Annotated in this window: 25 protein-coding genes and 1 pseudogene; 18 read left to right on the plus strand and 8 right to left on the minus strand. The window is 64.4% G+C overall.

Annotated elements, in window-relative coordinates:
- Nucleotides 1-68 precede the first annotated feature (68 nt).
- A complete protein-coding gene (locus FJ424_RS07935; RefSeq protein WP_140656420.1) occupies nt 69-542 on the plus strand; it encodes a DUF3828 domain-containing protein in 474 nt (157 codons plus the stop codon).
- Between the two features lie 4 nt (nt 543-546).
- A complete protein-coding gene (locus FJ424_RS07940) occupies nt 547-1,182 on the plus strand; it encodes a hypothetical protein (protein WP_140656417.1) in 636 nt (211 codons plus the stop codon).
- A gap of 92 nt (nt 1,183-1,274) precedes the next feature.
- Here FJ424_RS07940 and queF read toward each other — a convergent pair whose 3' ends face one another.
- Nucleotides 1,275-1,736: a preQ(1) synthase gene (gene queF / locus FJ424_RS07945; RefSeq protein ID WP_140656414.1), complete on the minus strand. Its 462-nt coding sequence runs from the start codon at nt 1,734-1,736 to the stop codon at nt 1,275-1,277.
- A gap of 119 nt (nt 1,737-1,855) precedes the next feature.
- On the opposite strand from queF, the gene FJ424_RS07950 reads away from it, so the two are divergent.
- Nucleotides 1,856-3,901: an NADH:flavin oxidoreductase gene (locus FJ424_RS07950; protein WP_140656411.1), complete on the plus strand. Its 2,046-nt coding sequence runs from the start codon at nt 1,856-1,858 to the stop codon at nt 3,899-3,901.
- Nucleotides 3,902-4,029: 128 nt separating this feature from the next.
- Here FJ424_RS07950 and FJ424_RS07955 read toward each other — a convergent pair whose 3' ends face one another.
- Nucleotides 4,030-4,437, minus strand: a complete 408-nt coding sequence (locus FJ424_RS07955; RefSeq protein ID WP_140641234.1) for a hypothetical protein — start codon at nt 4,435-4,437, stop codon at nt 4,030-4,032.
- A gap of 138 nt (nt 4,438-4,575) precedes the next feature.
- Between FJ424_RS07955 and FJ424_RS07960 the strand changes: the two genes are divergently transcribed.
- Nucleotides 4,576-5,013, plus strand: coding sequence for a MarR family winged helix-turn-helix transcriptional regulator (locus FJ424_RS07960; RefSeq protein ID WP_140641236.1), 438 nt, complete (start codon nt 4,576-4,578; stop codon nt 5,011-5,013).
- A gap of 192 nt (nt 5,014-5,205) precedes the next feature.
- Here the strand turns inward: FJ424_RS07960 and FJ424_RS07970 are convergent, their stop codons facing one another.
- The gene (locus tag FJ424_RS07970; RefSeq protein WP_140641238.1) at nt 5,206-7,275 is read right to left on the minus strand and encodes an EAL domain-containing protein; all 2,070 of its coding nucleotides are present in this window, start codon (nt 7,273-7,275) and stop codon (nt 5,206-5,208) included.
- 299 nt (nt 7,276-7,574) lie between these two features.
- Between FJ424_RS07970 and FJ424_RS07975 the strand changes: the two genes are divergently transcribed.
- Genes FJ424_RS07975 through tdh form a run of 3 tightly spaced genes read left to right on the plus strand, consistent with a single transcriptional unit; the run spans nt 7,575 to nt 10,314 of the window.
- Entirely contained in the window at nt 7,575-8,762 is a 1,188-nt protein-coding gene (locus tag FJ424_RS07975) for a glycine C-acetyltransferase (protein WP_140656409.1), read from the plus strand.
- Between the two features lie 28 nt (nt 8,763-8,790).
- Complete coding sequence (locus FJ424_RS07980; protein ID WP_140641242.1) at nt 8,791-9,234, plus strand: SRPBCC family protein; 444 nt, start codon at nt 8,791-8,793, stop codon at nt 9,232-9,234.
- Between the two features lie 45 nt (nt 9,235-9,279).
- The gene (gene tdh / locus FJ424_RS07985; protein ID WP_140656405.1) at nt 9,280-10,314 is read left to right on the plus strand and encodes an L-threonine 3-dehydrogenase; all 1,035 of its coding nucleotides are present in this window, start codon (nt 9,280-9,282) and stop codon (nt 10,312-10,314) included.
- A 201-nt stretch (nt 10,315-10,515) separates the two neighbouring features.
- On the opposite strand, the gene FJ424_RS07995 is transcribed toward tdh, so the two are convergent.
- Nucleotides 10,516-10,989: a MarR family transcriptional regulator gene (locus FJ424_RS07995; RefSeq protein WP_140656402.1), complete on the minus strand. Its 474-nt coding sequence runs from the start codon at nt 10,987-10,989 to the stop codon at nt 10,516-10,518.
- Nucleotides 10,990-11,072: 83 nt separating this feature from the next.
- On the opposite strand from FJ424_RS07995, the gene hmgA reads away from it, so the two are divergent.
- The 4 genes and pseudogenes from hmgA to FJ424_RS08015 all read left to right on the plus strand — a co-directional run.
- Entirely contained in the window at nt 11,073-12,386 is a 1,314-nt protein-coding gene (gene hmgA / locus FJ424_RS08000) for a homogentisate 1,2-dioxygenase (RefSeq protein ID WP_140656399.1), read from the plus strand.
- The gene (locus FJ424_RS08005) at nt 12,383-13,282 is read left to right on the plus strand and encodes an MBL fold metallo-hydrolase (protein WP_140656397.1); all 900 of its coding nucleotides are present in this window, start codon (nt 12,383-12,385) and stop codon (nt 13,280-13,282) included. Before hmgA ends, FJ424_RS08005 begins: the two co-directional genes overlap by 4 nt.
- Complete coding sequence (locus FJ424_RS08010; RefSeq protein ID WP_140656394.1) at nt 13,279-14,292, plus strand: fumarylacetoacetate hydrolase family protein; 1,014 nt, start codon at nt 13,279-13,281, stop codon at nt 14,290-14,292. The genes FJ424_RS08005 and FJ424_RS08010 overlap by 4 nt, the downstream gene beginning before the upstream one ends.
- Before the next feature lie 108 nt (nt 14,293-14,400).
- Nucleotides 14,401-14,496 (plus strand): annotated as a pseudogene (locus FJ424_RS08015) (BrnA antitoxin family protein); the annotation flags it as partial.
- A 29-nt stretch (nt 14,497-14,525) separates the two neighbouring features.
- Here FJ424_RS08015 and hppD read toward each other — a convergent pair.
- Nucleotides 14,526-15,641 carry a 4-hydroxyphenylpyruvate dioxygenase gene (gene hppD / locus FJ424_RS08020; protein ID WP_140656392.1) on the minus strand — a complete coding sequence of 372 codons (1,116 nt, stop codon included), beginning with the start codon at nt 15,639-15,641 and terminating at the stop codon, nt 14,526-14,528.
- Between the two features lie 138 nt (nt 15,642-15,779).
- On the opposite strand from hppD, the gene FJ424_RS08025 reads away from it, so the two are divergent.
- Complete coding sequence (locus FJ424_RS08025) at nt 15,780-16,247, plus strand: Lrp/AsnC family transcriptional regulator (protein WP_140656389.1); 468 nt, start codon at nt 15,780-15,782, stop codon at nt 16,245-16,247.
- Between the two features lie 17 nt (nt 16,248-16,264).
- On the opposite strand, the gene FJ424_RS08030 is transcribed toward FJ424_RS08025, so the two are convergent.
- Nucleotides 16,265-16,603 carry a TIGR01244 family sulfur transferase gene (locus FJ424_RS08030; RefSeq protein ID WP_140656386.1) on the minus strand — a complete coding sequence of 113 codons (339 nt, stop codon included), beginning with the start codon at nt 16,601-16,603 and terminating at the stop codon, nt 16,265-16,267.
- Nucleotides 16,604-16,889: 286 nt separating this feature from the next.
- Here FJ424_RS08030 and FJ424_RS08035 point away from each other — a divergent pair, with 286 nt between their 5' ends.
- Entirely contained in the window at nt 16,890-17,234 is a 345-nt protein-coding gene (locus tag FJ424_RS08035) for a RidA family protein (RefSeq protein WP_112098006.1), read from the plus strand.
- Nucleotides 17,235-17,501: 267 nt separating this feature from the next.
- Here the strand turns inward: FJ424_RS08035 and hutC are convergent, their stop codons facing one another.
- Together hutC and FJ424_RS08045 are read right to left on the minus strand one after the other, a co-directional pair.
- Nucleotides 17,502-18,248, minus strand: coding sequence for a histidine utilization repressor (gene hutC, locus FJ424_RS08040; RefSeq protein WP_140656384.1), 747 nt, complete (start codon nt 18,246-18,248; stop codon nt 17,502-17,504).
- 14 nt (nt 18,249-18,262) lie between these two features.
- Nucleotides 18,263-19,618 (minus strand): formimidoylglutamate deiminase, encoded by a 1,356-nt coding sequence (locus tag FJ424_RS08045; protein ID WP_140656381.1) that lies wholly within the window; start codon nt 19,616-19,618, stop codon nt 18,263-18,265.
- A 97-nt stretch (nt 19,619-19,715) separates the two neighbouring features.
- Between FJ424_RS08045 and hutI the strand changes: the two genes are divergently transcribed.
- The 5 genes from hutI (at nt 19,716) to FJ424_RS08070 (ending at nt 25,703) form a co-directional block, all read left to right on the plus strand.
- Complete coding sequence (gene hutI / locus FJ424_RS08050) at nt 19,716-20,945, plus strand: imidazolonepropionase (protein ID WP_181182107.1); 1,230 nt, start codon at nt 19,716-19,718, stop codon at nt 20,943-20,945.
- Entirely contained in the window at nt 20,942-22,483 is a 1,542-nt protein-coding gene (gene hutH, locus FJ424_RS08055) for a histidine ammonia-lyase (protein WP_140656375.1), read from the plus strand. The genes hutI and hutH overlap by 4 nt, the downstream gene beginning before the upstream one ends.
- Entirely contained in the window at nt 22,483-23,301 is an 819-nt protein-coding gene (gene hutG / locus FJ424_RS08060; RefSeq protein WP_140656521.1) for an N-formylglutamate deformylase, read from the plus strand. Before hutH ends, hutG begins: the two co-directional genes overlap by 1 nt.
- A gap of 25 nt (nt 23,302-23,326) precedes the next feature.
- Nucleotides 23,327-25,000, plus strand: coding sequence for a urocanate hydratase (hutU, locus tag FJ424_RS08065; RefSeq protein ID WP_181166972.1), 1,674 nt, complete (start codon nt 23,327-23,329; stop codon nt 24,998-25,000).
- A gap of 115 nt (nt 25,001-25,115) precedes the next feature.
- Nucleotides 25,116-25,703 carry a HutD family protein gene (locus tag FJ424_RS08070; RefSeq protein ID WP_140656372.1) on the plus strand — a complete coding sequence of 196 codons (588 nt, stop codon included), beginning with the start codon at nt 25,116-25,118 and terminating at the stop codon, nt 25,701-25,703.
- Nucleotides 25,704-25,773 lie beyond the last annotated feature (70 nt).

Raw genomic sequence — 25,773 nt, forward strand, 5'->3', positions numbered from 1 at the left:
AAAAGCCGATATGCAGGATGCGTGGTGGCGATCTTGCCACCACGCCGCCGAACCTCCGGAGATCCTGCATGAAGCCGATAGTGCTTGCCGCTGCCATGTCGATTGCGTTGCCCGGCGCCGCGCTTGCCGGGCCGGCGTCCAACGCCGTGAAGTTCTTCTACGTGCCGGAAGTGAAGTTCGAGGCGGACGCCAAATATCGCGACCGCTTCACCGAGCCGGTCACCAGGCTGTTCGAAGCCAACGACAAGGCGCAGAAGGAGAAGCCCGACGAGGTGTCCTGCATCGATTTCGACCCGGGCCTCGACGCCCAGGATTTCGATCAGAAGACCCTGTCGAAGACGCTGAAGCTCGCCGAGACCGTCAATGGCGACACGGCCGAGGTGACGGCGAACTTCAATCTTTTCCCGCAAGGCGATGACTCCAAACGCGAAATGGTGTGGTCGCTGAAGAAAGTGGACGGCAAGTGGAAGATCGCCGACATCACCTCCAAGACCAGCGGCTGGAAGCTCAGCGCGCTGGAATGCGGCGCCTCGACGGAGTGATGCCGTGCTTCGTCGTCTCGTCCTTGCGTTGTCGAGCTTGTCGATGCTGGCCGCGGGGCTGAACGGCGGCGCCTCGGCACAGGGGCTCTTCGGCGCGCCGCCGCCGAACGCGTCCCCGGGCGACAATGCGCCGGCGGATAACACTTCGCCGCCTGCGGTCGACAAGTCGCCGCCGGCGGTCGATACCTCGCCGCCCGCCGCAACCCAGGCGCCGGAAAGCAAGCCGGCCGAACTGCCGCCGCCCGCGCCTGTCCTGCCTGGATCGCCGACGGCGGTGGTCAAGCCCTTCTACGAACATCTCGGGCTCGAGCTCGATCCGGTCCAGCGCAAGAACTTCGTCGATCCGGCGAAAACCGTGCTCGACAAGAGCGACGCGCTGCGCGCCTCGGGGCAGGGCGAATGCCTGGATCCCAACATGGCGCTCGACAATGCAGATTATGACAAGCTCGCCATCGACAAGAGCCTGCGCACCATCGAGGCCGTCAACGGCGATCAGGCCAAGGTGGTCGTCGCCTTCGTCGTCGAAGGCCATCAGCATCGCCTCGAATGGAAGCTGAAGAAGATCGGCGGCGGCTGGAAGATCTCCGATCTTCTGTCGGTGACCGGCGAATGGGCGCTCAGCCAGTACCAGTGCGAGTGATGGCGATTGAAGATCAGCGCCGGCAATCCTTCGCGCCCCCTTCTGTCCTGCACAGAGGGGGGCGCTGTCCCGCCGGCTTCTCGCAACAAATTTCAGCCCCTTCCGCGATAAGGCGCGACGCCGGTATCCGGCAGCCATACGTCCTTGGGCGGCGCGCCGGTCTGCCAGAAGACGTCGATGGGGATGCCGCCGCGCGGGAACCAGTAGCCGCCGACGCGCAGCCAGAGCGGTTTCGTCGCCTCGACGATGCGGCGGCCGATCATAACCGTGCATTCCTCATGGAAGGCGCCGTGGTTGCGGAACGAGGTCATGAACAACTTCAGCGACTTCGATTCCACCAGCGTCCGGTCGGGCGCGTAGTCGATAACGATGTGGGCGAAGTCGGGCTGGCCGGTGACCGGACAGAGCGAGGTGAATTCCGGGCAAGTGAAACGCACGATCGCCGGCGGGCCGTCGCCGCGCTGGAACGGCACGATCTCCAGGACCGCCTGTTCGGGGCTCTGTGGCGTCTCGACGTGCTTGCCGAGTTGGGTGAGGTTCTTGGCGTCGGTCATGGGCAACTCCTTGCTGCCGCCGACGGTTCGGCGGGCGGCAGCGCAATCATTTGGCGCCGCGTACAATCGGGCGCGGCGCGCTCATTAGCACAATTTGATTTTGAAACGGCAGGAAGAAGATGACCAGTAACGACCCGCTTCTCCAACCTTACCAACTCAAGCACCTGACGCTGAAGAACCGGGTGATGTCGACCAGCCATGAACCGGCCTATTCCGAGGACGGCATGCCGAAGGAGCGCTACCGGCTCTACCACGCCGAAAAGGCCAAGGGCGGCATGGCGCTGACCATGACGGCGGGCTCGGCGATCGTCTCGCGCGACAGCCCGGCCGCCTTCGGCAATCTGCATGTCTATGACGACAGGATCGTGCCGTGGCTGGCTGAGCTCGCGGATGCCTGCCATGAGCATGACTGCAAGGTGATGATCCAAATCACCCATCTCGGCCGCCGCACGGGCTGGAACAAGGCCGATTGGTTGCCGGTGCTGTCGGCCTCGCCGGTACGCGAGCCCGCGCATCGCGCCTTCCCGAAGACCATCGAGGAGTGGGACATCGAGCGCATCGTCGCCGACTATGCTTCGGCCGCGCAGCGCTGCCAGGCGGCCGGCCTCGACGGCATCGAATTCGAATCCTACGGACATCTGATGGATGGCTTCTGGTCGCCGCTGACCAACCATCGCGACGACGAGTTCGGCGGCTCGCTCGACAACCGGTTGCGCTTCACCGACATGGTTCTGGATGCGGTGCGCGCCGCGGTCGGTAAAGAATTCATCGTCGGTATTCGCATGGTTGCCGACGAGGATTTCGAAAAGGGCATCTCGAAGGAGGTGGGCGTCGAGATAGCCAGGCGGCTCGCCAATTCCGGCAAGGTCGATTTCCTCAATATCATCCGCGGCACGATCGAGACCGATGCGTCGCTGACCAAGGTCATTCCGGTGACCGGCATGCGCTCATCGCCGCATCTCGATTTCGCCGGCGAGGTGAGGGCGGCGACGAAGTTCCCGACCTTCCACGCGGCGCGTATTTCCGACGTCGCCACCGCCCGCCACGCCATCGCCACCGGCAAGCTCGACATGGTCGGCATGACGCGCGCCCATATCGCCGATCCGCATATCATCAAGAAGGTAATGGAAGGCCGCGAGCACGAGATCCGCCCTTGCGTCGGCGCCACCTATTGCCTCGACCGAATCTATGAGGGCGGCGAGGCGCTTTGCGTCCACAACGCCGCGACCGGCCGGGAAGCGACCGTTCCGCACATCATCGCAAAGAGCGGAGGACCGAAGAAGAAAGTCGTGGTCGTGGGCGCGGGCGCCGGCGGTCTCGAAGCGGCTCGCGTGACGGCCGAGCGCGGCCACCAGGTCGTGGTGCTCGAAGCCTCCAGCCAGGCGGGCGGCCAGGTGCGGCTCGCCACGCAGAACCCGCGTCGCAAGGAACTGATCGGCATCATCGACTGGCGGCTCGCCGAATTGGATAGGCTCGGCGTCGAGATCCGCTACGATACCTGGGCCGAGAGGGACGATGTGCTGGCGCTGGCGCCGGATGTGGTGATCGTCGCCACCGGCGGCCTGCCGCAGAACCCGCCGCTCACGGCCGGCGACAATCTCGTCACCTCGAGCTGGGACATCATGGCCGGCAGCGTCAAGCCGGCCGAAAACGTGCTGCTTTACGACGACAATGGCGGCCATCAGGGCATGGGCGCCGCCGAGCTCATCGCCAACAGCGGCTCCAGGCTGGAGCTTGTGTCGCCCGAGCGCTTCTTCGCGCCGGAAATGGGTGGCCTGAACCACGTGCCCTACATGCGCGCTTTCCATGAAAAGGGCGTCACCGTCACCATCAACACGCGCCTGCGCTCGGTGCGGCGCGAGGGCAACCAACTCATCGCCGAGCTGGCATCGGACTTCGCCAATGGCTGGCGTGGCGAGCGGCGCGTCGACCAGGTGGTGGTCGAGCATGGCACCGCCCCGCTCGACGATCTTTATCTGTCGCTCAAGCCCCTGTCGAAGAATGGCGGTGCGGTCGACTATGAGCGGCTGGTGAGCGGCGGCGACATCTTCCCCGCGCGCAATGCCGAAGGCGGCTTCGTGATGTTTCGCATCGGCGACGCGGTTGCCTCGCGCAACATCCACGCCGCTATCTATGACGGCATCCGCTTCGGGATCCGGATCTGATTGGCCGGGGCATGATCTCCGAGATCATGCTCAAAAAACAGGCGCGCAACGGACCATTGCAAGGAGAGCCACCTGCCGCTTCGGTCCGTTGCGCGCCGCGCCCGGTCGGTTTCGCCGGCCGTGCGATTTCAAAATAGCTTGGCAGTCGCCATGCAAAACACGGTGACGACCAGCAGCCCGCCCGCGATGCGTTCGCCTCTGGTCATTTTCGCCCGCAACTGGGTCTGCGTGGCTTGATCGGCCCCAGCCAGCTGCCTGCTGGCGGAGGCAACAAGCGCGCCCTGCACGCCGGCGGCGATCAGCGCCGTCAAAATGCCGAGCGCCAGCACCTTCTCCATCGAGCCGAACGCGCCCTCGTGGAAGAAATACCAGAGCAGTATGCCGGTCAGGAAAACTATGCCGGAGGCGCCGAGCTGCGGCCGGATGAAACGCTCCGCCTTGATCTCCGGATCGCGGGCGACAGCGATGGTCGTGCCGGCCCAGAACACGCCGGCCATCACATGCAGGCCGATGGTGACGATATAGACATATTGCATGACCGCATTCCTCTCTGCCGCCCGCCGCGCGTCGCAGCATGTCGACGCCATCAATAAGACAAAGTTAGATATCTAACGGTTAGATGTCAATCATGAAGCCAGATTTCATGTTCCAATCGCTTGCTCTACTGTCAGGTCATGACACCGTTTGACCGTCCGCCCGTCGGCATGAATCTCGCCCGCACCTCGAAAGTGGTGGCGCAGGCTTTTGATGCCGCGATGGTTGAGGCCGGCGGCACGCTGCCGGTCTGGGTGACCCTGCTCTCGGTCAAGTCGAAGGAACTGGCGAACCAGCGCGAGCTTGCCGGGATGATCGGCATCCAAGGCGCGACGCTTACCCATCACCTCAACGGCATGGAGGCGCAAGGGTTGCTGACACGCCGCCGCGATCCGGAAAACCGCAGGGTACACCAGGTGGCGTTGACGGAAGCCGGCGAAGCGCTGTTCGAAAAGTTGCGCCTCGCGGCGGTCGCCTTCGACAAGCGTCTGCGGGCTGGTATCCCCGATGACAAGCTCGCCGAATTCACGGAGGTGCTTGCGGCACTTAGGCGCAACGCTGAGCCGCCTCAGTCGTAACCCGTTATCGCGCCGAAGGCGTAGTGGCGCAACTTGAGCGCCGCGATCAACGCCGTCAGCTTCGCCTTGCCGTCGAAGGTGTCCTGGAACATCTCGTCATGCCACGTCACTCAGGAATGCTTCGGCCGGCGAAGGCCGGAAGCGCCGGAAGCCGCCATTTGCAGGTCGGCCTCACCTGAATATCGGCGCGTCTCAAGCCAAGCTGCCTTGCAGTACTTTCAGCTTCGCCTTTTTCGGGCTGCGCGCCAAAAGCCATTCGCGCGCCTTGTCCTGCGGCATCGGGAAGGCGATCGAATAGCCCTGCACCTGATCGCAGCCGATCGCCATCAGCGAGTCGAGCTCGGCTTCAGTCTCCGCACCCTCGGCGACGATCGAGATGCCGAGCCCGCGGGCAAGCTCGGTGATGGCGCGCACGATCTTGGAATTGTCGCCGTTCTCGTTGATGTTCTGGACGAAGCGGCGGTCGATCTTCAGCCGGTCGATTTCGTTCGGATTGACGTGGCTGAGCGAGGCGTAGCCGGTGCCGAAATCGTCGAGCTCCAGATGCACGCCGGCGGCGCGGATGTGGCGGAGCTTCGCGGCGATGCCGGTCTTCTCGTCGTCGAGGATGACGGATTCGACAATTTCCAGCGCCAGCTTCTGCGGCCGCAGCCCGGCACGCTCCAGCGTGCCGAACAGGAAGGTGTCGAAATCGGACTCGCGCAGCTCCGTGCCCGAGACATTGACGGCGATGCGCCCGAAATCGATACCGGCGCGGTCCCATTCGGCGGCTTCCTCGATCGCCTTGCCGATGACGATGCGGCCGATATCCGGCATGAAGCCGCATTTCTCGGCGACCGGAATAAACTCGCCGGGCGAGATCATGCCGCGCGTCTCGTGCTTCCAGCGCACCAACGCCTCGATGCCGCTGATCTTGCCGCTGGTCAGCGACACCTGCGGCTGGAAATAGACCTCGAAGCTCCTGTTGGCGATCGCCGTACGGATGTCCTGTTCGAGCTGCTTGCGATAGTCGAGCTCGCGGCGCAGTTCCTCGGAGAAGAAGGAGAAATTGCCGCCGCCGAGTTTTTTGGCGGAATAGAGCGCGAGATCGGCATGGACGAGCAGGTCCTGCGCGTTGTCGGCGTCGACCGGATAGACCGCTATGCCGGCGCTGGCTCCGGGCATGATGGTCGTGCCCTGGAACGTGATGGGCTCGTTGATCTCATCGAGGATGCGTTTGGCCAGCGCATGGATGTCCTCGGTGGTGCCGGCGCCGTTGAGGATCATGACGAACTCGTCGCCGCCAAGCCTGGCGCAGAGATCCGACGCGCGGCAGGAATCGCGCATGCGCTGCGCCGTCACCACCAGCACATAGTCGCCGGCGGCATGGCCAAGCGTGTCGTTGATCTGCTTGAAGCGGTCGAGATCGAGCTGGATCACCGCAAGGCGCTCGCGGCGGCGGTGCGCTCCCTTGATCAGCGTTTCGAAATGGTCGGTGAGGAAGGTGCGGTTGTGCAGCCCTGTCAGGCCGTCATGCACAGCGATGAAGGCCATCGAGTTGCGGGCATCGACCAACTCGCGCGTCTTGCGCAGGATGGCGTTGGACATCGGCCGGAAGATGAACAGCGCCACCAGCACGATGACGCCGAGCGTGGCGAAGAACAGCGTGCGATGCAGGTCGAGGATGTTGCTGGATTTTTCGTCGGCGAAGGCGCTGATGCGCTGTCCGAGCGCGGCATAGCCGGACATCGTCGCGTTGGCGACGGAGGCGTCGAGGCCGACGCGTTCGCCGCTGCCTTTATAGCCGTCGTTCTGCATGCCAAGCTGCGAGGCGAAGGACGAGACCAGCCTGTCGCCATTGGCGACGAGGCCGATCGAGAAGTAATCGAGGTGGAAAGGCTTGCTGAACAGGACGTATTCGATCGACTTCGGGTCGTTGCGCGCCGGCGAGAGCGGGTCGGCGCCGGTCTCCTTGAGCAGCCGGTCGTAGTTGGTCTCGAACTCGCCCGTCGCCTGCTTGAGCGCGGTGACCAGTGCCGGCTGCTTGTCGCGCGAGGCGGCGCCGGTGGCGCTGGCCAGGAAGACGATGCGCTGCGACAGCGCCTTCTGCGTCGAGACGATGTCGAGCAGCGCATGATTGTGCTGCTGCTGCGCCATCAATTGCTGCAGAAGAATGAAGGAGGCCACCACCATGGCGGCGATGATCGCCAGCGCCAGCCAGTAGCCGGTCTTGATGAGCAGGATCAGCTTGCGCGAAACGCTATGCACTGGCTGCTGCGACATAACTGGGTGACCCCTCCGGTCGACGGGTTTCTGCCTGGATTCGTGGCGGGAAAACGCTTGCCTTGAAAGGGTTAACAGGTCGGCAAGGGACGCTGGCGGCATGCGCGGCGGCGCGGCAAAGCTCGCAAGATGGTTATCATGTCCTTTCCCGCTCACCCCATTTTTGATCGTATCGCGGCCGCGCCTTCGCAAAGAATTGCGACCGGGCTTTCGCGGCGCCACCGAAGCGGTCGCTTTTGCGATGGATTTTTTGCAGCCATGGCGCGACAGTCCGGCCTCGAACCGAACAGGGCCGGACCATGAGCAAAGCATTCCTTTCCCACATCGACAGCGAGCTCCAGGGCCTCAAATCAGCCGGGCTCTACAAGTCCGAGCGGGTGATTTCCTCGATGCAGTCCGCCGAGATCGAGGTCGGCGGCGAAAAGGTGCTGAACTTCTGCGCCAACAACTATCTCGGCCTCGCCGATAGCCCGGATTTGCGCGACGCGGCAAAGCACGCGCTCGACCGCTACGGCTATGGCATGGCCTCGGTGCGCTTCATCTGCGGAACGCAGGAGGAGCACAAGCAGCTCGAGGCGACGATCTCGTCTTTCCTCGGCATGGACGACACCATCCTCTACTCCTCCTGCTTCGACGCCAATGGCGGCCTGTTCGAGACGCTGCTCGGCGAAGAGGACGCCATCATTTCGGACGCGCTGAACCACGCCTCGATCATCGACGGTGTCCGGCTCTCCAAGGCCAAGCGCTTCCGCTACGCCAACAACGATATGGCCGATCTTGAAGCGCGGCTGAAGGAGGCGAAGGACTGCCGCTTCCGGCTGATCGCCACCGACGGCGTGTTCTCGATGGACGGCATCATCGCGAATTTGCACGGCGTCTGCGACCTCGCCGAGAAATACGACGCCATGGTCATGGTCGACGACAGCCATGCGGTCGGCTTCGTCGGCAAGAACGGCCGCGGCTCGGCCGAGCATTGCGGGGTCGAGGGCAGGGTGGACATCATCACCGGCACGCTCGGCAAGGCGCTGGGCGGCGCCTCCGGCGGCTATACGTCGGGCAAAAGCCAGGTGGTCGACTGGCTGCGCCAGCGTTCACGGCCCTATCTCTTCTCCAACACGCTGATGCCGGCGATCGCCGGCGCCTCGATCAGGGTATTCGACCTGATCCGTCATGGCGACGCGCTGCGCCAGCGCCTATATGCCAATGCGGATCGGTTCCGGTCCAGGATGGGCAAGCTCGGTTTCACGCTGGCCGGCGCCGACCACCCGATCATCCCGGTGATGCTGGGCGACGCCGCACTGGCGCAGGAGATGGCCGCGCGCATGCTGAAGCGCGGCATCTACGTCATCGGCTTCTCCTTCCCGGTGGTGCCGAAGGGCCAGGCCCGCATCCGCACGCAGATGTCAGCCGCCCATTCCAGCGCCGATATCGACAGGGCGGTCGCGGCCTTCGGCGACGTGGGAAAAGAACTGGGTGTAATCGCTTGACCCACGCCGAGGAAAACAGAAGTCGGCCATGACGATCGATGTCACGAGCAGGATCGAGATCGCCAGGCCACGCGCGGTCGTCGCCGCCTTTTCCGCCGATCCGGACAACGTGCCCCGCTGGTACGTCAATATCAAATCGGTCGAATGGAAGACGCCCCGACCCGCGCAGGTAGGATCGAGAATTGCATTCGTGGCGCAGTTCCTCGGACGGCGGCTTGTTTACACCTACGAAATTGTAGATCTCGTGCAGGGCGAGCGGCTGGTGATGCGAACTGCCGAAGGACCGTTTCCCATGGAAACGAGTTATGCATGGCGCGATACCCGAGAAGGCGCTACCCATATGGCGCTCCGGAACCGCGGCATCCCGACAGGCTTTTCCCGTCTCGTGGCACCGTTTATCGCCCTAGCCGTTCGGCGTTCGACCGATCGAGACTTGCTCCGGCTGAAGAACATTCTGGAGGCGGCGCACTGATGAAACCGATCCATCGAGACAGGCAAGATTTTTGAGGAGCGTCTGATGTCCAACATGATGAAGGCGCTGGTGAAAGCCAAGGCCGAGCCGGGCATCTGGATGGAAGAGGTGCCGGTGCCGGAGATCGGCCCCAACGATGTGCTGATCAAGGTCAAGAAGACCGCGATCTGCGGCACCGACGTCCATATCTACAATTGGGACCAGTGGGCGCAGAAGACGGTGCCAGTGCCGATGGTGACGGGCCACGAATTCGTCGGCACCGTTGCCGACTACGGCGCCGCGGTCACGGAATATAAGGTCGGCCAGCGCGTCTCGGGCGAAGGCCATATCGTCTGCGGCCATTGCCGCAACTGCCGCGCGGGCAGGGGGCATCTCTGCCGCAACACGCTGGGCGTCGGCGTCAACCGCCCCGGCGCCTTCGGCGAGTATCTGGCCATCCCGCAGCACAATGTCGTGCCGATCCCCGACGACGTGCCGGACGAGATCGCGGCGATCTTCGATCCGCTCGGCAATGCGGTACACACCGCATTGTCCTTCGATCTCGTCGGCGAGGACGTGCTGGTCACCGGCGCCGGGCCGATCGGCATCATGGGCGCGCTGGTCGCGCAATGCGTCGGCGCGCGCAAGGTCGTCATCACCGATATCAACCCGGTGCGGTTGGATCTGGCGCGAAAACTCGGCGTCCAGCACGTCGTCGACGCCTCGAAGGAAAAGCTACGCGACATCATGCCGTCGATCGGCATGAGCGAAGGTTTCGACGTCGGGTTGGAGATGTCGGGCGCCGCGCCTGCCTTCCGCGACATGATCGACACCATGAACAATGGCGGCAAGATCGCCATCCTCGGCATCGCGCCCACCGGCTTCGAGATCGACTGGAACAAGGTGATCTTCAAGATGCTGCATCTGAAAGGCATCTACGGCCGCGAGATGTTCGAGACCTGGTATAAGATGATCGCCCTGGTGCAGGGCCCGCTGGATGTCTCGGGGCTGATCACGCATCGGATCGGGATCGACGATTTCCAGGTCGGATTCGACGCGATGCGCAGCGGCAGTTCGGGCAAGGTGGTTATGGATTGGTAGGGGCCTCTGGAGAGATGTCGAGTTCCTTCGCCCCCCTCTCTGTCCTGCTGGACATCTCCCCCTCAAGGGGGAGATCAGCCGTCACGCCGGCCTTCGCCAATCGCAGACGCTGCAAGATGAGCGCCGTCGCCAAAGCTGCCGATCTCCCCCCTTGAGGGGGAGATGTCCGGCAGGACAGAGAGGGGGGCCTCGCGCTAGCGTCTATTTCCATTCAGATGCCAGACTGGTCTCCAGCGCAGCCACGCCCTTCGCTATCGCCGTCCGTTCCTCCGCACTCAACCTCCCCAGTAACGCCTGCTCAAACGCCTTCGCCAGCGGCACCATCTCGCGATAGGCGGCGAGCCCAGCCCTGGTCAGCGCTAGATGCTCGACGCGCCGATCGTTCCCGTCCGGCGTGCGCGTCAGCCAGCGCCGGCGCTCCAACTCGGCCACCGCGCGCGACACCTTGGTCTTGTGCATGGCCGACTGCTCGCCGAGTTCCGTTGCCGTCATCGTGCCGCGCTGCCCGAGCCCTGAAAGCGTGCGCCATTCCGGTCGGGTCAGGCCGTGGCGCTCCTTGTAAATCCTGGAGAATTCGCGGCTGACCGCATCGGCAAGCCGATAGAGCCTGTAGGGCAAGAAGCTTTCCAGTTCGAGGATTTCAGGGTCGTTGACCGCGTCGCTTCCGCTTATCATGTCCCGCGTCTCAGCGTTGCCATTGATAGTTACATTTTCGATGGTTACAAATGAAACCAGTTTAGTCAATGCGGGAGGAACCGATGGCCTTTTCCTACATGCCGGGTTTCGGCAACGACTTCGAAACCGAGACGCTGCCTGGCTCGCTTCCGCAGGGGCGAAACTCGCCGCAACGGCCGGCCTACGGCCTCTATGCCGAGCAGCTTTCCGGCTCGCCCTTCACCGCGCCGCGCGGCACCAACGAGCGGTCCTGGCTCTACCGCATCCGTCCGAGTGTGAAACACACCGGCCGCTTCAAGGGGGCGAGCTATCCCTTATGGAAGACCGGGCCGAATATCGGCGACCACGAGCTGGCGCTCGGCCAATATAGATGGAATCCGACGCCGATGCCCGGCGAACCGACGGACTTCATCTCCGGCATGCGCACCTTCACCACGGCCGGCGATGCGGTCGGCCAGTCTGGCATGGCCGCGCATGTCTATGTCGCCAACCGCTCGATGGTGGATGACCATTTCTTCAACGCCGACGGCGAGTTGCTGGTCGTGCCGCAGGTCGGCGCGCTGCGCTTCGTCACCGAGATGGGAGTGATCGAGCTTCGGCCCGGCGAGATCGCAGTGCTGCCGCGTGGCCTCGTCTTCAAGGTCGAGCTCGCCGACAAGGAAGCGCGTGGTTATGTCTGTGAGAATTACGGCGCCAAATTCACCATGCCCGACCGCGGCCCGATCGGCGCCAATTGCCTTGCCAATCCGCGCGACTTCAAGACGCCCTGCGCCTGGTTCGAGGAGAAGGAGACGCCGTGCCGGCTGATCGTCAAATGGTGTGGTTCGTTCCATGTCACCGAGCTCGGCCATTCGCCGCTCGACGTCGTCGCCTGGCACGGCAACTACGCGCCCTACAAATATGATCTGGCGACGTTTTCGCCGGTCGGCGCCATCCTGTTCGACCATCCCGACCCGTCGATCTTCACGGTGCTGACGGCACCGAGCGGCGAGGAGGGCACGGCTAATGTCGACTTCGTCATCTTCCCGCCGCGGTGGCTGGTGGCGGAAAACACGTTTCGGCCGCCCTGGTACCACCGCAACATCATGAGCGAGTTCATGGGCCTGATCCACGGCCAGTACGACGCCAAGGAGGAAGGGTTTGTCCCCGGCGGCATCAGCCTGCACAACCAGATGCTGGCGCACGGGCCGGACGCCTCCGGCTTCGAGAAAGCGACGCGAGCGGACTTGAAACCGGTCAAGCTCGACAACACCCTGGCCTTCATGTTCGAGACGCGCTTTCCGCAGATGTTGACGCGCTACGCTGCGGAACTCGGCACCTTGCAGGAGAACTACATCGACTGCTGGGCCGACCTGAAAAAGCGTTTCAACGGCACGCCCGAGGGCGACTGGTCTTGAGTACCGAAAAGCTGGATCGGCTGGTCGTGCTTGGCTCCAAGGGCGGCCCAGCGGTCCGGCCGGGCGGACCTTGGCCGAGTTCGTCGCTGGTGGAGATCGGCGGGCGCAATATCGTCGTCGATTGCGGGCTGGGCGTCACGCGCGGCCTGGTCGATGCCGGCATGAGCCTCAAGGCGCTCGACCTGATCTTCATCACGCATCTCCATTCCGACCATCTTCTCGAGCTCGGGCCGCTGATCCACACCGCATGGACGGCGGGTTTGGCGACACCGGTGACGGTCTACGGGCCGTCAGGCACCCACGACCATTGGCTGCATTTCTGCCGGGCGATGGAGTTCGACATCGAGATCCGCATCGTCGACGAGGGGCGGCCAGATATTCGCGAACTGGTCTCCGTCAAGGAACTTGGCGAGGGGACCATCCTGGCGGAGGGTGGCCTGACGGTGACGGCGCTGCGCGTCGACCACCCGCCGGTGATCGACTGTTTCGCGCTGCGTTTCGAGCATGGCGGCAGAAGCGTGGTGTTTTCCTCCGACACGGCGTTCTTTCCGCCGCTGGCCGACTTTGCCAAAGGGGCCGATGTCCTCGTCCACGAGGCCATGCTGGAGGAAGGTGTGGAAAGGCTGGTCGCTAGGACCGGCAATGGCGCTCGGCTGAAAGAGCACCTTTTCGCCAGCCACAGCCTCGCCGAGGAAGCGGGTCACATCGCCAGCGATGCCGGCGTGAAGCGACTGGTGCTCAACCACCTCATTCCAGCCGACGATCCCGCGATCGGCGAGGCCGACTGGGTCGCCGCTGCTAGGAAATCGTGGGCCGGTGACTTGACGATTGCCCGAGACGGCCTTGTTGTGGAGTTAAGCGGTCAGAAGGCCGCGTCAGGAGAGGAAACCGCATGAAGCTTGCCACATTGAAGAACGGGACCCGCGACGGAAAACTGGTCGTCGTCTCGCGCGATCTGACCCGGTTCACCGACGCTTCGTTCCTGGTGCCGACGCTGCAGGCCGCGCTCGACGATTGGCGCCGCATCGCCCCGCATCTGGCGGCGATGGCGGAATCGCTCGAGACCAACGCGGTGCCTTCGGCGCGCTTCCACGAGCATGACGCCCATTCGCCGCTGCCGCGCGCCTATCAATGGGCGGACGGCTCGGCCTATGTGAACCATGTCGAACTGGTGCGCAAAGCGCGCGGCGCCGAGATGCCGGCAAGCTTCTGGACCGATCCGCTGATCTACCAGGGTGGCTCCGACTCCTTTATCGCGCCGCGCGACCCGATCCGTATGGCCGAGGAAGCATTCGGCATCGATATGGAGGCGGAGGTCGCCGTCATCGTCGACGACGTGCCGATGGGCGCCGGGCTGGACGCGGCAAGAGAGGCGATCCGGCTGGTGATGCTGGTCAACGATGTCACGCTGCGCGCCATCACCGGACCGGAACTGGCCAAAGGCTTCGGCTTCTTCCAGTCGAAGCCATCTTCGGCCTTCTCGCCGGTCGCGGTCACGCCGGACGAATTGGGCGACGCCTGGGACGGCGGCAAGGTCAGCCTGCCGCTGCTCGCCGATCTCAACGGCAAGCCGTTCGGCCGCGCCAATGCCGGCATCGACATGACTTTCGACTTCCCGGCGCTGATCGTGCATGCCGCCAAGACGCGGCCGCTCGCCGCCGGCACCATCATCGGCTCGGGCACCGTCTCCAACAAGCTCGATGGCGGCCCGGGCAAACCGGTTTCGGCGGGCGGCGCCGGCTATTCCTGCATCGCCGAGCTGCGCATGATCGAGACCATTGACAGCGGCGAGCCCAAGACGCCTTTCCTGCATTTCGGCGACACGGTGCGCATCGAGATGAAGGACAAAGCCGGACATTCGATCTTCGGCGCCATCGAGCAGAAGGTCGAAAAATACGAGGGCTAGGCGATGCCTGGCGAAGCGCTCTATGTGCTGTTCGGGCTCTGGACGCCGGCCATGCTGGTGGTCTTCGTCCAGGCGACGCGGCTGAGCTACCGCATCGAGGCGCGTTCGCGCCTCGACAGCGATGTGGTCGCCCGCTTCCGTGCCGGCGGACCGGGCTGGCAGAGCCGGATAAACGAGATTCTGCGGAAGGCCGCCGGCCTTTAGGATAGCCGGCGGTTTGGTCCTTCGGCTGGCTACGCCGCCTTGCCGTCCAGCTTGATCACGCCGCGCTTGATCTGGTCCTGCTCGATCGACTCGAACAGCGCTCGGAAATTGCCCTCGCCAAAGCCTTCGTCGCCCTTCCTCTGGATGAACTCGAAGAAGATCGGTCCGATGACGGTCTTGGAGAAGATCTGCAGCAGGATCTTGGTCGTGCCGCCGTCGACGACGCCTTCGCCGTCGATGAGGATGCCGTGCTTCTTCATGCGCTCGATCGGCTCGTCATGGCCGTTCACACGGGTCTGCGACATCTCGTAATAGGTGTCGGGTGGGCCGGGCATGAACTTCAGCCCGTTGGCGGCGAGCTTGTCGGTGGCCTCGTAGATGGCGTCGGTGCCGACGGCGATATGCTGGATGCCCTCGCCATTATACTTCTTGAGATACTCGGCGATCTGGCTGGTCTCGTCCTTGGACTCGTTCAGCGGAATGCGGATCTTGCCGCAGGGCGAGGTGATGGCGCGGCTGACCAGGCCGGTGATCTTGCCGTCGATGTCGAAGAAATGGATCTGCTTGAAGCCGAACAGGTCGCGGTAAAAATCCCACCACTTGTCCATGTTGCCGCGATAGACATTGTGGGTGAGGTGGTCGAGGAAATAGAAGCCGACGCCTTCGGGCTTCGGGTCGCGCTCGGCCAGCCATTCGAACTCGGCGTCATAGGCCGAGCCCTTTTCGCCATAGGCCTCGATGAAATAGAGCAGCGAGCCGCCGATGCCGACGATTGCCGGCACGTCCAACGCCTTGTCGGCGCCTTCATAGGGTGTGGCGCCCTTCGACACGGCGTGGTCGAAAGCATGCTTGGCATCGACCACGCGCCAGGCCATCGAGGCGGCGCAGGGGCCGTGCTTTTCGACGAACTTCATCGCATGCGAGCCGGGCTCGGCATTGACGACGTAGTTGATGTCGCCCTGGCGCCAGACGGTGATGTCCTTGCTGCGATGCTTGGCCACCGCGACATAGCCCATTCGGGTGAAAAGCTCGGCGAGTTTTTCGGGCTCCGAATGCGCGAACTCGACGAATTCGAAACCGTCTGTGCCGGCGGGGTTCTGCTTGCTGATCTTGGCGGGTGGGGCGTCGTGCGGGAAGGGGCCCATGGCAGTCCTCCGAAAGCTGTTGCGACCGTGCTTGGCCAACTTTCACGATGATAGCGCGGAGCGTCCGCACGGTGCTTGCATTCAACCGCTTGAAATGCTCATCATGCGCGCAAATTGTGCATGGTTGGAGAAAAGTCCATGGATGATGCGCGCCTTGACCAATTTGACCGCAAGATATTGGCGCTTTTGCAGGATGATGCGCGATTCACCAACAACGATCTGGCAGAGCGGGTGAACCTCTCGCCATCGCAATGCTCGCGCCGCCGCCTGCGGCTGGAGGACGATGGCTATATCAAGGGCTACCGCGCCGTGCTCGACCGCGATCGCCTGGGCTTTTCGCTGGTCAACGTCATCTCGGTGACTTTAGCCACCCACAACCGCGACAACGCGCGCCGCTTCGGCGAACTGGTGGCGCGCCTGCCCGAAGTGCAGGAGGCGCACGCGCTGACCGGCGAGATGGATTACATCCTGAAGGTGGTGACGCCCGACCTCAAATCATTGTCCGAGTTCGTCAACGGCGTGCTCCTGCCGCACGAATCCGTACAGCACGTGAAGACGGCGATCGTGCTGGAGACGCTGAAGGAAACCGGCGCGCTGCCGATTTAAGGTGCGGCGCTTGATCGTCACCCACGCTGCTGCTGGATCAGCCCGTAAAGGTTGGTGCAGCGCGCCCCTGAACGGCAATAGGCGAACACCGGGCCTTCGAGTTCGTCGAGCGCCTGGGCCTGGTCCTCGACATTGTCCATGGTGATCTGACCGCTGATCACCGGAATATAGCGGAAGCCGAGCCCGGCTGTCTCAGCCGCCGCCTGGACGCTCCCGGCGGAAGGCTGGCCGGGCTGCTCGTCGTCCGGCCGATTGCAGATCACGCTCTTGAAGCCGGCGTCCTTGATGGCGGCAATATCCTGCGGCTGGATCTGGCCGGAGACCGAATAGTCGTCGCTGATCTGGCGGTATTCCATGGTGTCGTCCTCGCAATCTCTTTGGCCGCAGTCTTGCCACTCGGGGTGAGGGGCGGCAATCCGCATTGAAGGAATTCTCTGCCAAATAGACATAGCCGGCTGGAAAATCCAACTAGGCCAATTTTGACCCGGTTGGGAACGCGCCTGGATCCGCAGCAGAGCGTGGCATGCCGGGCTATTGGCACAACTCAATCTTCTTGCGCGCCGCATGGATTTGGCGACCCGGCCTTGCCCGGAGTTGGAAGCGACTTTAAACAGGCGCGACCCTCAAACGAAGGAACCTCCAATGAGCATTCGTCGCATCGATGTCGGCCCGCGCATGAGCCAGATCGTCATTCATGGCAACACCGTCTATCTGGCCGGCCAGGTTGGCGAGCCCGGTGGCAACGTCGCATCGCAGACCCGCGACATCCTGAAGACCATCGACGAATTGCTGGCCAAGGCCGGCACCGACAAGACCAAGATCGTGCAGGCGATCATCTGGCTGGACGACATGAAGACCTTCGCCGAGATGAACGCGGAATGGGACAAGTGGGTGCCGCAGGGCCACACGCCCGCCCGCGCCACCGGCGAAGCCAAGCTCGCCACCCCGGAATATCTGGTCGAGATCATTGTGACGGCGGCGCTGTAAGGGCGCGGCGCCGGAACTGCCAATCTCCCCCTTGTGGGGAGATGCCCGGCAGGGCAGAGGGGGGCGCTGTCCCGCCACGCCACCGCGATCGTCATCCTCGGGCTTGACCCGAGGATCCATGCCCTGACCTCTGACGTAGGGCGCAACGGTGCAGCATTCTGTAAATGTTGCAAAGCCTTAGCGTCACGGCATGGATTCTAGGGTCTGCGCGCGTCGCTTCGCTCCTTGCTTCGCCCTAGAATGACGACAGCGATGGGCGGGGATCACTCATCCCTGCGACGGCGTGAACCGCGCCACCAGCGTATGGCTCTCGGCCGGATAGACAAAGCGCACATGCGTCACCGGGTGCTCGGCGCTCCAGGTGCGGCGTTCGACCACCAGGCAGGGCGCGCCCGGGTCGATGTCGAGCGCGTCGGCGATTGTCTCGTCGGCGGCCATGGCGCGGATTCGGTGCTCGGCCTCGCTCCACGGCACGCGGCCGATCAGCCAGGGGCCCGGCGCGATCTCGAGAAATTCCTCCTCGCTGGCTTCGGCCACGGCTGAGAGATTGATCAGCCGCTGCTCGAGCGCGAATGGCCGCTCGCCGGCGAAATGCAGACCTTCCAGCGCAAGCACCTGACCTGATGCGGAAAGCCCGAGCCGCGCGCGGTCCTCGGCGCTGCTGCGCCGCTTGAGGCGTTCCAGCCGCTCATAGCGATAGGGCAGGCCGAGCGCCTCGACCTCGATCCGGATGTCGTGCAGTTCCAGCACCGCTGCCTGCGACTGCGGCTGGCGCACGAAGCTGCCGGAGCGGCGGCGGCGCTCGATCAGCCCGGCCTTGGCGAGTTGCGACAGCGCCTTGTTCACCGTCATGCGCGAGCAATTATAGTGAGCCGTCAGCTCATGCTCGAAGGGGATGCGATGGCCCGGCGCCCAGGCGCCCGAGAGGATCTTTTCGCGGATGTCGGACAGGATGCGCTGATGCAGCGAGAGGATCTCGCCGCCCTCCACATCATCCGTTTCGACAACGCTCATCGGATGTTTCCTGTTCAGCTCTGCGAGAGCACGGTCATGACATCGCGGAACCGCTTGGCAACCGCCTCGCGCCTCGCATGCTTGCCGCCGCTGACCTGCTTTTTGCCCTGCACCCAGACGCAATCGACATTGCTGCCATTGGCAAAGATCCAGGCGTCGAGGATCGCGTCGCCCGCCTTGCCGGCCAGCGATGGATGGTTTTGGTCAAGCGAAACGAGATCGGCAGGGCCGCCGGCGGCAATTCGCGACGGGCCGGCGCCGAGCGCCTGGCTGCCGCCGTCGAGCGAAGCGTCGAACAGCGCGCGTCCCGTGGATCCGCCGGCGCGGGCCAGCACATTGCGGGCGCGGTGGGCGAGGCGTTGCGAATATTCGAGCTGCCTCAACTCGGCCGGCAGACCGATCAGCACATTGGAATCGGAGCCGACGCCGAAGCGGCCGCCATGCTCGATGAACAGCGGCGCGGCAAACGTGCCATCACCGAGATTGGCCTCGGTGATCGGGCAGAGCCCGGCGATGGCGCCGCTTTTGGCCATGGCGATCGTTTCGGCCTCGGTCACATGCGTGGCGTGGATCAGGCACCAGCGTTTGTCCACCGTAGCGTTGGCAAGCAGGAATTCGACCGGACGCTTGCCCGACCAGGTAACGCAGTCCTCGACTTCCTTCACCTGCTCGGCGACATGGATATGGATCGGCCCGTTCGGCGCCATCGCCGCGACGGCATTGAGCTCGTCCGGCGTTGCGGCGCGCAGGCTGTGCGGCGCGACTCCGACGACAGCCTGCTCCAATGGGCGAACGCCCTCGCGAGCTTTCTCAAGCAGCCGTCCGAAATGCTCGACATCATTGATGAATCGCCGCTGGCCCTCGTTGGGTGCGGCGCCGCCGAAGGCTGAATGAGCATAGAAGACCGGCAGCAGCGTCAGCCCGATGCCGGTGTCGGCAGCCGCGGCGGCGATCCGCTCCGCCATCTCCGCGATATTGGCGTAAGGCTGTCCGTCGCGGTCGTGATGCAGGTAATGAAATTCGCCGACGCGCGAGAAGCCGGCCTCCAGCATTTCGACATAAAGCTGTGACGCGACCGCCTCGACCTGGTCGGGCGTCATCGACAGCGCGAAGCGGTACATCACCTCGCGCCAGCTCCAGAAACTGTCGGCCGAAGGGCCGCGCAATTCGGCAAGACCCGCCATGCCGCGCTGGAAGGCGTGGCTGTGCAGGTTAGGCATGCCGGGCAGGACGATGGCATGACGCTCGTCGCCGGCTTGCGCGGAAGCGCCGGCCTCGACCGTGGAGATGCGGCCGCCATCGAAAGCGATCCTCACATTGCCCTGCCAACCGCCGGGCAGCAGCGCCTGTTCCGCAAAGATCAACGTCACCTTTATCTCCGAATCTCGATGCGAGAGCGACATTACCACTTGCGCCGCTTTTCAATATGTATATACATAATCGTCGTCCAAGCAAACGGAAAAGATGATGGGTGGAGCAAACGGGAAGAGCGGCCTTCGGGTCTGGCGCAATGCGCGCCTGGCGACCATGGCCGAGGGGGCGGCCGGCCTCGGCATCGTCGAGAAAGGCGCGGTCGCCGCGCGTGATGGGCTTATTGTCTATGCCGGTCCCGAGGCCGACATGCCGGCCGCTGCCGGGCAGGGCGCCGAGGCCGTCGATTGCGAAGGCCGCTGGGTCACGCCCGGCCTGATCGACTGTCATACACATCTTGTCTATGCCGGAAACCGCGCCAACGAGTTCGAGATGCGGCTGGCCGGCGCCACTTATGAAGAAGTGGCGCGCGCTGGGGGCGGCATCGTCTCCTCGGTCAAGTCGCTGCGCGCCGCCAGCGAGGACGAGCTCGTCGCTGAGACGCTGCCGCGTCTCGACGCGCTGATGGCCGAAGGCGTCACCGCCGTCGAGGTGAAATCGGGCTACGGCCTCGACCTCGAGAACGAGAAGAAGTCGCTGCGCGCCGCCCGCCGGCTGGGCAATGAGCGCCCTGTCACGGTCCGCACGACTTGTCTTGCCGCGCACGCGCTGCCGCCCGAAGCCAAGGGCGACAAGGACGCGTTCATCGATCTCGTCTCCGGCACCATCCTGCCGGAAGTCGCCGCCGAAAACCTCGCCGACGCCGTCGACGGTTTTTGCGAGGGCATAGCTTTCTCGCCGGAGCAGATGGCGCGCGTCTTCGACAAGGCCAAGGCGCTTGGCCTGCCTGTAAAACTGCACGCCGACCAGCTTTCCAACCTGCATGGCGCGGCCCTTGCCGCCCGCTATGGCGCGTTGTCGGCCGACCATCTCGAATATACGGACGAGGAGGGCGCCGTGGCGATGGCCAAGGCCGGCACCGTGGCGACGATCCTGCCTGGCGCCTACTACTTCATCCGCGAGACGAAGAAGCCGCCGGTCGACCTGTTCCGCCGGCACGGCGTGAAGATGGCTGTGGCCACCGATTCCAATCCCGGCACCTCGCCGCTCACCTCGCTGCTGCTCACCATGAACATGGCCGCGACGCTGTTCGGTATGACTGTCGACGAATGCCTTGCCGGCGTCACCCGCGAGGCCGCGCGTGCGTTGGGGCTTCTCGACAAGACCGGCACTTTGGAAACCGGCAAATCGGCCGATCTCGCCATCTGGGATATCGAGCGCCCGGCCGAACTCGTCTACCGCATGGGCTTCAATCCGCTCCATGCCCGTATCTGGAGAGGACAATGACCGAACTGACCCTGACGCCCGGCAACGCGACGCTTGCCGACTGGCGCGCCATCTATCGCGGCGCCGTGCCGAAGCTTGACGCCGCTTGCCGGCCGAAGATCAAGGCCAGCGCCGAGGCGGTCGCCCGCATCGTCGCCAAGGGCGAGCCCGTCTATGGCATCAACACCGGCTTCGGCAAGCTCGCGAGCGTCCGCATCCCGGCCGACGATCTCGAAACCCTCCAGCGCAACATCGTGCTTTCGCATGCCGCCGGCGTCGGCGAGCCGATGCCCGTCGCCGTCGTGCGGCTGATGATGGCGCTGAAACTCGCCAGCCTGGCCCAGGGCGCCTCCGGCGTGCGGCCTCAGACCATCGAATTGCTGGAAGCCATGCTCGTCAGCGACGTCATCCCCGTCGTGCCCGCGCAAGGCTCGGTCGGCGCGTCCGGCGACCTCGCGCCGCTTTCCCACATGACGGCCGTTATGATCGGCGTCGGCGAATGCTTTACCCCACATGGCCGTTTCCCGGCCAAGGTCGCCTTCGTCTCGCATGGGCTGGAGCCGGTGACGCTGGGCGCCAAGGAAGGCCTGGCGCTGCTCAACGGCACCCAGTTCTCGACCGCCTATGCTCTGGCCAGCCTGTTCGAGGCCGAGACGCTCTACCAGTCGGCGCTGGTCGCCGGCGCGCTGTCGACCGACGCGGCACGAGGCTCCGACGCGCCCTTCGACCCGCGCATCCATCTTTTGAGAAGGCATCGCGGCCAAATCGAAACGGCGGATGCCCTGCGCAATCTGATGGCCGGCAGCGCCATTCGTGAATCGCACCGTGTCGGCGACGAGCGCGTGCAGGACCCGTACTGCCTGCGCTGCCAGCCGCAGGTGATGGGCGCCGCGCTCGACGTGCTGCGCAAGGCCGCCGACACGCTTGAGACCGAAGCCAATGGCGTCACCGACAATCCGCTGATCTTCGCCGAGGACGACACCGCGCTTTCGGGCGGCAATTTCCATGCCGAGCCGGTGGCCTTCGCCGCCGACATGATCGCGCTCGCCGTCTGTGAGATCGGCTCGCTGTCGGAGCGGCGCATCGCCATGCTGGTCGATCCAGCACTGTCCGGCATGCCGGCCTTCCTGACGCCGAAGCCCGGCCTGAACTCGGGTTTCATGATCCCGCAGGTGACGGCCGCGGCGCTTGTCTCGGAAAACAAACAGAAGGCCTATCCGGCAAGCGTCGATTCGATCCCGACCTCGGCCAACCAGGAAGACCATGTCTCGATGGCCGCCCACGGCGCTCGCCGCCTGCTCGGCATGATCGAGAATGCGACCGCCGTCATCGGCATCGAGCTGCTGGCCGCGGCGCAAGGTTGCGACTTCCATCAGCCGCTTGCGTCCAGCGAAGCGCTGGAAGCGGTGCGCAAGCTGGTCCGGGCCGAGGTGCCGCATCTCGACAATGACCGGCATTTCCATCCCGACATGGAAAAGGCCATCGCCATGGTCCGCAGCGGCGCCGCCGTGAAGGCGGCGAGCGCTGTCGCGCTGCCTTCGATTGCGGGAGCCGCATGATGGCAACGCCGTCCTGGCTCACCGTCACTCAAGGCACCGCGCCGCTGTTGGTCTCCATCCCGCACACCGGCATCGACCTCGCTGGCCTCGACAACCGGCTGGTCTCGACGTGGCTCGGGCAACGCGACTGCGATTGGTGGATCGACAAGCTCTATGACTTTGCGATCGATCTCGGCGCGACCGTCGTGCACACCGCGATCTCGCGCACCGTCATCGACGTCAACCGCGATCCGTCGGGCGTTTCGCTCTATCCCGGGCAGGCGACGACCACCCTTTGCCCGACGGACACTTTTGACGGCGATCCGCTCTACCGCATGGGCGAGGAGCCGACGCCGTCCGAGATCGACCAGCGCCGCGAGGCCTATTTCAAGCCTTATCACGCCGCCCTGCAGGCCGAGATCGATCGGCTGCGCGGCATGCACGACAAGATCGTGCTCTACGACTGCCATTCGATCCGCTCGGTTCTGCCGCGGCTGTTCGAAGGCACGCTGCCGGTCTTCAACCTCGGCACCAATGACGGCAAGAGCACCGATCCTGTGCTGCAGCAAAAGGTTGCCGCCATCCTCGCCGCGACCGGCGAGACCTGGGTGGTCAACGGCCGCTTCAAGGGCGGCTGGATCACCAGAAGCTTCGGCCGGCCTGAAAATGGCGTGCACGCGCTGCAGATGGAGCTCTCCAACCGCGGTTACATGCGTGAGCCGTCGGAAAGGGGTTCGCCGGAAAATTGGCCGGTGCCTTACGACGCCACCTACGCCGCGCCGATCCGCGCCACGCTGAAAACCATCCTCGAAACCGCCATTGAATGGGCCGGGCGCTGAGGCGCCGCCTTACTCGAAAGGGACAATGATGAACGATCCCCGTCACAACATCCGCGAAGTGCGCAGCCCCCGCGGCGACAAGCTCAACGCCCGCTACTGGACGACCGAGGCGCCGCTGCGCATGCTGATGAACAACCTCGACCCGGAGGTCGCCGAGAATCCGAACGAGCTCGTCGTCTATGGCGGCATCGGCCGGGCGGCGCGCACCTGGAACGACTTTGACCGCATCGTCGCGTCGCTGAAGACGCTGGGCGAGGACGAGACGCTGCTGGTGCAGTCCGGCAAGCCGGTCGGCGTCTTCAAGACCCATTCCAATGCGCCGCGCGTGCTCATCGCCAACTCCAACATCGTGCCGCATTGGGCAACCTGGGAGAAGTTCAACGAGCTCGATAGGAAGGGCCTGATGATGTACGGCCAGATGACGGCCGGCTCCTGGATCTATATCGGCACGCAAGGCATCGTTCAGGGCACCTACGAAACCTTCGTCGAGGCCGGCCGCCAGCACTACAACGGCAACCTCAAGGGCAAGTGGATCCTGACCGGCGGTCTCGGCGGCATGGGCGGCGCCCAGCCTCTGGCCGCCGTCATGGCCGGCGCCTCCTGCCTTGCCATCGAGTGCAACCCCGACTCGATCGATTTCCGCCTGCGCACCCGCTATCTCGACGAGAAGGCCGAGACGCTCGACGAGGCGATGGAAATGATCGACCGCTGGACCAAGGCCGGCGAGGCAAAGTCGGTCGGGCTGCTCGGCAACGCGGCCGAGATCGTGCCGGAGATGTTCAGGCGCGGCATCCGTCCCGATATGGTCACCGACCAGACCTCGGCGCACGACCCCATCAACGGCTATCTGCCCAAGGGCTGGACCATGGCCGAATGGCGCGAGAAGCGCGTCTCCGACCCCAAGGCCGTCGAGAAGGCCGCCCGCGCGTCGATGCGCGAGCATGTCGAGGCGATGGTGGCGTTCTGGAACGCCGGCGTGCCGACGCTCGACTACGGCAACAACATCCGCCAGGTCGCCAAGGACGAGGGTTTCGAGAACGCCTTCGCTTTCCCGGGCTTCGTGCCGGCCTATATCCGCCCACTGTTCTGCCGCGGCATCGGTCCGTTCCGCTGGGCGGCACTCTCCGGCGATCCGGAAGACATCTATAAGACCGACGCCAAGGTGCGTGAGCTCACCCCGGGCAACACCCATCTGCACAACTGGCTGGACATGGCGCGCGAGCGCATCTCCTTCCAGGGCCTGCCGGCGCGCATCTGCTGGGTCGGCCTTGGCGACCGCCACCGGCTCGGCCTCGCCTTCAACGAGATGGTGGCCAAGGGCGAGCTCAAGGCGCCGGTCGTCATCGGCCGCGACCATCTCGATTCCGGCTCGGTCGCCTCGCCGAACCGCGAGACCGAAGCGATGAAGGACGGCTCGGACGCCGTTTCCGACTGGCCGCTGCTCAACGCGCTGCTCAACACCGCGTCGGGCGCCACCTGGGTGTCGCTGCACCATGGCGGCGGCGTCGGCATGGGCTTCTCGCAGCATGCCGGCATGGTGATTGTCGCCGACGGCACGGCGGATGCCGCCAAGCGCTTGGAGCGCGTGCTGTGGAACGATCCGGCGACCGGCGTCATGCGTCATGCCGATGCCGGCTACGACATCGCCATTGAGTGCGCCAAGGAGCACCAGCTCAACCTGCCGGGCATCCTGGGCTAGAGCATGATGCCGAAAAGTGTGAAGCGGTTTTCGGACAACATCATGCTCCCAACCAAAAAGACAGAGCCGGATGATTTCAGGTCGAATCGACTTGAAATCGTCCGGGGCTAGGCCGATGCGCATCCTTCGTGCCGCCGATTACCGCGTCATGCCGTGGAAGAATGGCGGCGGCACGACGACCGAAATCGCCGTTTCCCCGGCCGGCGCCGGGCTCGACGATTTCGACTGGCGCGTCTCGATGGCCTGCGTCGAGACCAGCGGGCCGTTCTCCAGCTTCGCCGGCATCGACCGCACGCTGTCGGTGCTGGAAGGCGAGGGGATTATCCTCGACATCGCCGGCCAGCCGCCGGCGCAACTGACCGCGGCTTCGGCACCGCTCGCCTTTCCGGGCGATGTGCCGACCGGGGCGGCGCTGATTGGCGGTCCGATTACCGATCTCAACGTCATGACCCGCCGTGGCCGGATGGCCCACAAGGTCGAGTGTCGGCCGCTTGCCAGTGAGATTCGCATCGCGCCGCGCGCCGACACGACGCTGGTTCTGGCCGTCGGCGGAGGCTTCACGCTCTTCACGGACGATGCGCCGAGCCTGGGACCGCTCGACACGCTGATCCTCGATCGCGACAGCCCGGAATTGCGGCTTCAGCCCAAGGGGCAGGGCCGGCTTTTCGTGATCGAGCTCCATCGCCTCGCCGCCAACCATTAACGGCTGTTGCCAAACATGATCGCGGCTTGGGTGAATTATCGCCCGGCCCCTTGCATGTATCACGAAAAAG

The sequence above is a fragment of the Mesorhizobium sp. B3-1-8 genome, assembly GCF_006439495.1.
GTDB lineage: Bacteria > Pseudomonadota > Alphaproteobacteria > Rhizobiales > Rhizobiaceae > Mesorhizobium.